The 1,021-nt window shown below is 53.1% G+C and carries 2 pseudogenes; both read left to right on the top strand.

Features of this window, described 5'->3' with window-relative positions:
* Window positions 1-248, top strand: a pseudogene (locus tag RMO15_RS28880) (heparan N-sulfatase); the annotation flags it as partial.
* Between the two features lie 56 nt (window positions 249-304).
* Window positions 305-1,021: pseudogene (locus RMO15_RS28875) on the top strand (AAA family ATPase); the annotation flags it as partial.

The raw sequence follows: 1,021 nt of genomic DNA, 5'->3' as shown, positions 1-1,021 counted from the left end.
TGAAAAACCTCGCCGCCGACCCGAAGCACGCCGCACGAAAGAAAGCCCTCGAAACCCAGCTCGTCCGTGAGCTGACGGCTCAGGGTGACCCACGGATGGCCGGGAAGGGCGATATTTTCGACCAGTATCCCACCGCAGATACCAAGACCCGCGGCTTCTACGAGCGCTACCTCAAAGGCGAGCGCCCCGCCACCGGCTGGATCTCCCCCACCGACTTCGATCCCGATGCGGAGAAAGAAGAATCATGATACAATTTTGAATTAATTCTAAATTGTATTAAGAATAGGATTCAGGCAGGGACTTTATGAAAAATGTAACCGGAACCAGTGTTTCCGGCGCAGACTTTTTTGGCAGAGAGCTGGAGCTGCAACGACTCGGCTCGGCTGTAAAGGACGGCAACCATATCCTGCTCTCTGCCCCACGACGCATCGGGAAGACATCGCTTGTACTTCGGCTCGTTGAAGTGCTCAAAGAAGAGGGCTGGCGAAGTTTTCGGTGTGATGTTCAAGCCGTTACCACCGAGAAAGCGTTTTTCATGTTACTGGTTCAAGCTCTAGAGACAGCAGGCATCAAGCTTCCTGTCGGCTATAAGCTCACCCGAGGACTGGATACGGTCAAGCAACAGCTCAAAGGAAGTAAAGCCAAGGCATCGGGAGTTGAGGTTGAGCTAGGGGGTGATCTCACAGACTGGGTAAAAACGGCGGAAACTCTGGAAACCGTTCTCACAACACTTCCGGCCACTCCCCAAACTCTGATTGCAATTGATGAGCTTCCTATCTTTTTAGCACGACTGGCGAAAACGGATAAAGGCCCGGAGCGAGTTTTAAGTGTCCTAAACTATCTACGCCGCCTGCGCGATGCAGGCGGAAAGCGAGTGGCCTGGATTGTCTGCGGCTCCATTGGTCTGGATACGTTTGTGGAGCAGCGCGGTCTCAGTGGAACCATTAATGACTTTCAGATTCAGACTCTGGGTGCCTTTTCTGATGAGCTTGCTATCACCTTTCTCCAGCGACTCGCGGAG

It is taken from the genome of Armatimonas sp. (genome assembly GCF_031410135.1).
Lineage (GTDB): Bacteria > Armatimonadota > Armatimonadia > Armatimonadales > Armatimonadaceae > Armatimonas.
The sequence above is the reverse complement of the archived record's forward strand: the minus strand, read 5'-3'. Positions and strand labels throughout refer to the sequence as shown.